This window comes from Spirillospora sp. NPDC127506 (assembly GCF_040302145.1).
Taxonomy (GTDB): domain Bacteria; phylum Actinomycetota; class Actinomycetes; order Streptosporangiales; family Streptosporangiaceae; genus Spirillospora.
The window spans coordinates 20,414-27,159 of sequence record NZ_JBEORG010000064.1 but is presented as its reverse complement, the minus strand read 5'-3'; the positions used below and the strand labels follow the sequence as shown (position 1 = coordinate 27,159).

The window sequence follows — 6,746 nt, the reverse complement described above, 5'->3', positions numbered from 1 at the left end:
TTCCGCGTGGGGCTCGACGCGAACCGGCTCACCGCGTCGGGAGTGCCCGGCACCCGCCAAACGTAGATCAGACTGTCGTTGACCACGGGGAGCTCATAGCCCGCGGGTGCCAGCTTGTGCGACTGGTAACCCCGGTCGGCCAGGGCCTCCAGCGCGTCGTCGAGAAGATCGCGCCACTGGCTGCCGAATCCCATCGAGTAGCGCGATCCCTTGGCCAAGTGCGCCTCGGCCTCCCGGTCGTGCCTGGACCGGACGACCTCGACGAGCAGGTCGCGGACACCGGGAGCATGCGAGCCGAGAGCTTCGGCGGGCGAGAGCGAAACCATCGTGGACCTCCTGAATCCGCGTCCGGAACCGCGGATTCGGCCAGGACAGCGACTTCAGTATGGCACACGTTTCGCGCACATACGCTTCAGCTTCCTGCTGTAGCCTGTTGTTGATGGCCCTGCTTCAGCCGCCCCGCCGTGGCCACGGCAGGTGGGATCCTGGTCAATCCCCAATGACTTCTGAACGGCGCGGTCCGAGGTCGGCGGTCGCCTCGGCGCGCGAGAGCGCCGACCAGTCCGGCGCACTGCGGGCGGCGTCGCCCGGGTGAGGGCGATCTGGTCGGCTAGTGCGGCCAGGCGGGTCGCCTCAGGACTGGGATGTTGCAGCGCCGCCCCCACCGCGTGGCGGAGTTGGTCGGCGATCTTTTAAAGCGTGCGGGTGAGGGAAGCAGATAGCCGAACGCTCCCGGATCCGCGCCAGGGTGTTCGAGGCTGGCGGCGTTTGGCCGACGACATACTCGGCGCACATCCACGCGAGTATGTAGCCGCCTGTGCCTCCGCCGCCAGCCGATTCCCACACCACCCCCCTTGGACAGCCCGACCTAGACGCCGTTCTCGCCGAGATGCGCTGGGCTGCGTGGACCTTCACGTCCGAGCGGGACAAGACGCCGCTGACCCGGCGTGAGGCCAGTCTCACCGGCAGGACGCGCACACGCGCGGCCCTTGCCCCTCGCCCGCGCGTGCGCTCTCTCCCGAGGAAACGCGAGCGGAATTACGGGGACACCAGGCTGAGTCGGCTACCGTCAGGGTTCAGGAGCCAGCAGGAGGGAGGTGACGAGGACGTGACGACAGACGTGGAGATTGAGACCTTGGAGGCATTGGCGCGGGTGGGGCACCCGCACAACTCTGCGCCGTCTGAATCACTGTCCTTGTCCTCGTTGTGTGAACAGCACAACGCCAACGGCATGTCGGCGCTCCTATCGGTGACGAGAATGTTGAGCCAGGGCGTGTCCAAGCGTGAGTTGCGCGGGCTCCCAGCTCAACTCGACCGCGTTAGGTCGAAAGCGGAACTATCCATCGATAGCGAGGATGATGGACGCACAGTTGAGCTCACACTCCTCGCCCCCTACCAATCCGACCGGGTTCAGCTTGGGTTGGGCTGGCAGCGCGCGGTGGTCGAGCAGGTGTACGCCGATTGGCGCGAGCAACGGGTCATAGTCCCCGCTCCTGCCGGTGCGAGCAAGAGTCGCCTCTTGATCGTTATCGACGAAGCTCACACCTGCCGAAGCGAATCAGAGTTGTATCACGCCATGACATCCGTGCAGGCGTACCTGAACGTGGCACGAGGACGAACCTCGCCGTCGTTCCATAGCGTGACCTTGCGCATCCGCGTCAACATGCTAGTAACGCGCTTGCGGAGCCTCGCGAACTACATCCGCGCCGTGTTGGAGATGGCGCGAATGCAACACTTCCGCGAACTCGCCTCCGCGGGTCGCGAATCGTCGGCCGCACCGCTGTACCTCCTGCTACTCGCGGTCTATCACCGGTATGGACGCCGCGCCGAACCGTCCAGGTCTGCCCCCTCGCTCAGCCGATTCCAGACATCGGCGGGGAGCGCCCTGGTGGGCTGCTAGGCGGACGCTCCCCGCCAAGAGTGAGGGAGCGTCCCCATGGAAGAACTCCTCCGCGTCATCGCGGAGCCGGGACCCTCGGTGGTCCTGATCGCCCTTGTGATCTTGATCGTCATGGTCGCAGGGCTCATTGCGGCCGTGGTCGCCATAATTCTGCTCTACCTCGGGCTGGCCACGGTCGCTCTGCTGCGCGCCCGGCCCGCGAACATGGACGGCCGCTACGTGGCCTTCCGGGACCTGCTAGACCTGTTGCGCGACCTGTTGCGTGAACTGCTCAGCTTGCTCCGACCCTGGCGGCGGAGGTGACCATGAGCGACACATCCCAGACCGACGCGACCGGCCGCCGTCGTGGCCGCCCGCCCCGCGCGTCGCGAGAGCTGACAAAAGAGGTCATCACCCTCCGTCGGCAGGGCCTCAGCCTCAGAAGCATCGCCGCGGAGCTGAACGCACGCTCTGTTCCGATGCCAGAAGGACGCGGGCCTTGGTGCCATAAGGCGGTTGATCGACTATTGGCGACCCAGCACGCGAGGGACCTCGAAGCTGAGATGGACCAGAACTAGCCGGGCCGCCGACGAGAGCTGGGCCGGGCGGGGCACCCGGCCCAGCTCTTTCGGCCATCGTCCTCCGGCACGCGGGCATTGGCTGGCCGGACTACGTCCAACAGCGGCCCCTCACCAGCGAAGGGGGACCTGGATACTCCGCCATTGCGCGGCGGTTCGCCCCCCTGACCGGGGGCTGGGGCGGGCGGTGAGGGATGCATGACCTTGGCGGCGGAGGTCGGTATGAGGTGCCCCGGTTTCTGTGACCAGGTTCAAGGCTGTCGTCCAGGAGTGGACCTGGCGGGTTGGGTCGGTGACTTCTGGCTTGGTCGAGGTGGTGTTGTCTCGCCCGGGGTGTTCCGGTGGAGCGCACGATGGTCGGATGGGACGTCTTCGAGGTGCTGGTGGCGTGTACCGCCGGTGTGGGTGTGAAGATCTGGTTTCGGGCCGGGCGGTGGGTGGCAGATGCCCTCGGCTGGCGGTGGAGCGGAGCCATGGGAGCTGGTATCTGCGGTTGGAACTGGGCAGCGGTCCGGGCGGGGTTCGTCGGCGGGTTCGGCGGGGCGGGTTCCCCACCCGGAAGGCGGCTGAGGAGGCGCTGCGGCGGTTGCGTGGGCCGACGGGCAGTGCGTTGACGGTGGCGGAGTGGCTGGGGCGGTGGTTGGCGAACCATCCGGGTGCGGCGTCGACGGTGGCCGGTTACGCCGATCACGTGGAGCGTTATCTGGGGCCGTTGCTGGGTGATCTGCTGGTGGCGGAGGTGTCGGTCGGGCATGTGGAGCGGATGCTGGCCACGATCGCGAACGACCACCAACAGAGGGGACGGCCGGTCACGACGGCGACGCTGCACCGGATTCGGGCGACGTTGCGTGCGGCGTTAAATGCCGCGCTGCGGGCGGGGTGGATCGAGGAGAACCCGGCGTCGCTGGTGGTGCTTCCATCGGCGCGGCGGCCACGTGCGGTGGTGTGGACTGCGGGCCGGGTCGAGCAGTGGCGGCGGACGGGCGAGCGCCCGAGCGTGGCGGTGTGGACGGTCGCGCAGACCGCGCAGTTCCTCAACGGCATCCGCAGCCATCGGCTGTACGCCGTCTACCACCTGATCGCGCTGCGCGGGCTGCGGCGCGGCGAGGCAGCCGGATTGCGATGGTGTGAGGTCGACCTTGACGGAGGAACCGCGGTGATCTGCCGGCAGGTGCAGCGCAGGAACGGTCGGCTGACCGTGTGCGCGCCCAAGACGCCGCACAGCAACCGGGTGATCGCGCTGGACCGCACCACCGTGGCAGCGTTGCGGGCGCACCAGAGCCGGCAGCGGGCCGAGCAGGAGGCGTTCGGTGAGGGGTACCGAGACAGCGGTTATGTGTTCACCAATCTCAACGGTGAGCCGGTGTCGCCGGGGTGGTTGACGCATCAGTTCCAGCGGTTGATCGTAGAGCAGGACATGCCGCCGATCCGGTTGCACGATCTGAGGCACGGCGCCGCGACCCTGGCCCTGGCCGCGGGTGTGGAGTTGAAGGTGGTCCAGGAGATGCTGGGGCATTCCAGCATCGTGCTGACCGCCGACACCTACACCAGCGTCCTCCCCCAGGTCGCCCACACCGCTGCCGAGAAGACCGCCGCACTGCTCATGCACGCCGCCGGCATCGTGCCCGGCACCAACCGCCGCCGCGGCAAAAGCCCGACCCGCCGCAAACGGTGCGCCCCGCGCAACGGACAGGCGCGGCTGCCCCGAAAGCGCACCAGCAGGACGAACAGGCACACGCGTGCGAGACCCCGGGCTCGACCGGCCGCGAAGCCCGTCGCGTTGTAGCGGCTCGCACGCGACTCAGAGCTTCGGCTCCCCACATGAGATCTTCGACCGGGAAAGGACAACCACATACCGTTTCCGCACCTGATGACCGTCGGTGCGCGATCCAGCCTGCCCGAACGGCGGCCTGAGGGAGAGGAGCCCTTGCAGGGCTTCTGTGCTGCGTCCCCGTCCCCAGGAGGGCCTCATCTCGGCCCCAGGCATGATCAACCATGCGCGGTGTGGAGCGTGTTTGCCCTGGTGAGGGGTGGTGGGTCGCGTGGGACTCGAACCCACAACCTACGGATTAAAAGCCGAAATTGTCGTATCAGGATGGTGTTCTGGGGGCCATTCTGTATCAGCTCGTCCGCATCGAGCCCGATTTTCATGTCGGACAATGCCGCCGCGTGCCGGTCCGGTTCGGAACCGCTGAGCCGACAACGAGCCGTCATGGCCAACGGCAACGGCAGCGGTAGCGGGAAAAGGCCTGGCGGGGAGGCTAGGTCAAAGGTCAGCTTCCGTAAAGGGAAGAGAAGTTGGATGGTGCTGAGACGGCGGCTTTGTGGCGGTGAGAGGGACGGGAAGGACTCCAGCGTCGTTGAGGTCGCTGGTGCTGATCAGCGGACCTGCGCAGATCTCGTCCAGGAGTCGTGCCTGTTCCGGATACAGAAGCACGCACCCTGTCAAGACGGAGAGAAGCGCCAGGAATTCTAACGTGAAGTTACGGCTCCAGGCGGTCGGCGTGATGTCGTCGAGCTCTGACGATCTCCGCTTGTTCCGGGGCCGGGTGGTCCGGTCGTTCAACCAGCGCCAGACGACGCGCCGGCCGGAGACGGTGTAGTCGACGACTTCCTGCCGCACGGGTGCGAAAGTTCCGCTGCCGACGTGAAGCGTTTGGGTGTGGGGTTCATAGTGGAGGCGTTCGGGGAGCTGCTCGGGGAGTGATCTCACGGGAGCCAGACATTTGATGCCGAAGCGCTCGACGACAGCGCGCTCTGAGCGTTTGAGGCTCATGGCGGGGTCAGTGACGCGGCTGCCGTATGTGTGGAGCCAGAGGACCTCGTGGCCGATGGTCAACGCGTTGTTCCACAAAGCCGAGTCCGCGGTGATCGGAACTCGGACGCCTGGCTGCCGCAGCTCTTGCTTGAACCGGTGGGTGTATCCGGGATGTGCGGTCACAGCCGCGATGTAGGCCAGCGCATCGGGCGCGGTGATGGAGAGCCCCAGTACACCGCTGAGGTGGTTGAGTAACTTGTCGGTCATGTTGGGAACGTTGCCTGTGGGGTCGCGCCAGAGGGGGCGCACCCCGCCGCCACCCCAGCCGCAGAAGTGGTCGAGGTCCGGTATGAGTCCGGTGAACGTCAATGCCGGGCCGTCCTCTATCTCGTGGGCGTCCTGTTCAGAGGCATAGATTTGATGCTCGGATCGGACCTGCCAGAGCGGGAGGCGGGCCATGACCAGGAGCCGGTTGTCAGGGATGAGCCACTGTCGGTCGAATGAGCGGTAGGCCACGTGGATAGGTTCGGGACAGGGACCGAACTCTTCGGTCAGCGGTCGAAGGGCTGGCGGGAAGCCGGGCAGCGGCTTGACTTTGCTGTGCAAAGTTCGGTCCCGACTTTCTCGAAAGAGTTCGCGGCGCTCTCTGACGGGCGCCGCGAGAAGCACACGCCACCGGTCTTGTAGCAGGTCGGCCGTTGGGGCGTAGACCCAGGTCCGGCCCGGGGTGATTCCCCTGGAGCGCCAAGGCATGAGATCGCTGAGTGAGGGGGAGGACGTCCATATCGGGTCGCCGGCAGGGAGGAAGGCGGCCTGCCATTCGCGGCTGCAGAGCTGCCAGTATGGACCTGTCGTCCTCAGTTCCTTCAATGCCGAGCGCTTCTCCTCGCTCGTTCCGGGCAGCTCCACGTCCCGGCGCCAGCCCAACCGCTGGTACAGGCGTGCGGCCGGCGCGCCGGGATGGGTGATCAGCCAGGCGGTGTCCCAGCCCGCGACGGCCCGGGTCAGCAGCGCCTTCCCCAAGCCCCGGCCCTGACAAGCGGGGTGGACGAACAGTTCGGCGACCTCGAAGGCGCCCGCCGTCAGCGCTGCCGCGCCCTCGGCGCCGGCCGCTTCGATGAGCGTGGTGTAGATCCGGTTGCCGGACAGGTCGGCCGGCGTGGGCCAGCCGTAGCAGATCCCGGCCAGCGTGCCGGCGTCCCGCACGACCCACGCTTCGAACCCCTCGCGGTCTGCCGAGAGCGCCAGCTTCCCCGGATAGGACGTGAACTGCTCAGAAGTCTCCGACCAGGGCGGATGCGCGTAGCAGTCACGGTAGAGCCCAGCGATCTCGGCACTGATCCCCAGCGTCGCCCGTCCGTCCAGCCGCAGCGCACCGTCCACCCGAAACCCCTTATTGCGATGAACTAGCTGTTGCGACCAGCATGCAATAAGAGCGACGGAATGGCCAGGGGCCACCGGCGCCGGTCCGCGCCTCGGCATGGCGGGTGGAGAATGTGAAGCGGCGCCCGCCGGACCCGGGGAACGTGTT

At 67.0% G+C, this 6,746-nt stretch carries 5 protein-coding genes; 3 read left to right on the top strand and 2 right to left on the bottom strand.

Going from position 1 to position 6,746, the window contains the following annotated elements; translation table 11 throughout:
* The coding region (locus tag ABTW95_RS33770; protein ID WP_500228429.1) for a hypothetical protein at positions 1-326 on the bottom strand (326 nt) is incomplete at its 3' end.
* Between the two features lie 782 nt (positions 327-1,108).
* Between ABTW95_RS33770 and ABTW95_RS33765 the strand changes: the two genes are divergently transcribed.
* The 3 genes from ABTW95_RS33765 to ABTW95_RS33755 all read left to right on the top strand — a co-directional run bounded on the left by ABTW95_RS33765 (position 1,109) and on the right by ABTW95_RS33755 (position 4,243).
* Positions 1,109-1,900 (top strand): hypothetical protein, encoded by a 792-nt coding sequence (locus ABTW95_RS33765; protein ID WP_500228428.1) that lies wholly within the window; start codon positions 1,109-1,111, stop codon positions 1,898-1,900.
* Between the two features lie 36 nt (positions 1,901-1,936).
* Positions 1,937-2,203 carry a hypothetical protein gene (locus ABTW95_RS33760; RefSeq protein WP_500228427.1) on the top strand — a complete coding sequence of 89 codons (267 nt, stop codon included), beginning with the start codon at positions 1,937-1,939 and terminating at the stop codon, positions 2,201-2,203.
* An 870-nt stretch (positions 2,204-3,073) separates the two neighbouring features.
* Entirely contained in the window at positions 3,074-4,243 is a 1,170-nt protein-coding gene (locus ABTW95_RS33755; protein ID WP_500228426.1) for a tyrosine-type recombinase/integrase, read from the top strand.
* A gap of 480 nt (positions 4,244-4,723) precedes the next feature.
* On the opposite strand, the gene ABTW95_RS33750 is transcribed toward ABTW95_RS33755, so the two are convergent.
* The gene (locus ABTW95_RS33750) at positions 4,724-6,598 is read right to left on the bottom strand and encodes a GNAT family N-acetyltransferase (RefSeq protein ID WP_500228425.1); all 1,875 of its coding nucleotides are present in this window, start codon (positions 6,596-6,598) and stop codon (positions 4,724-4,726) included.
* Positions 6,599-6,746 lie beyond the last annotated feature (148 nt).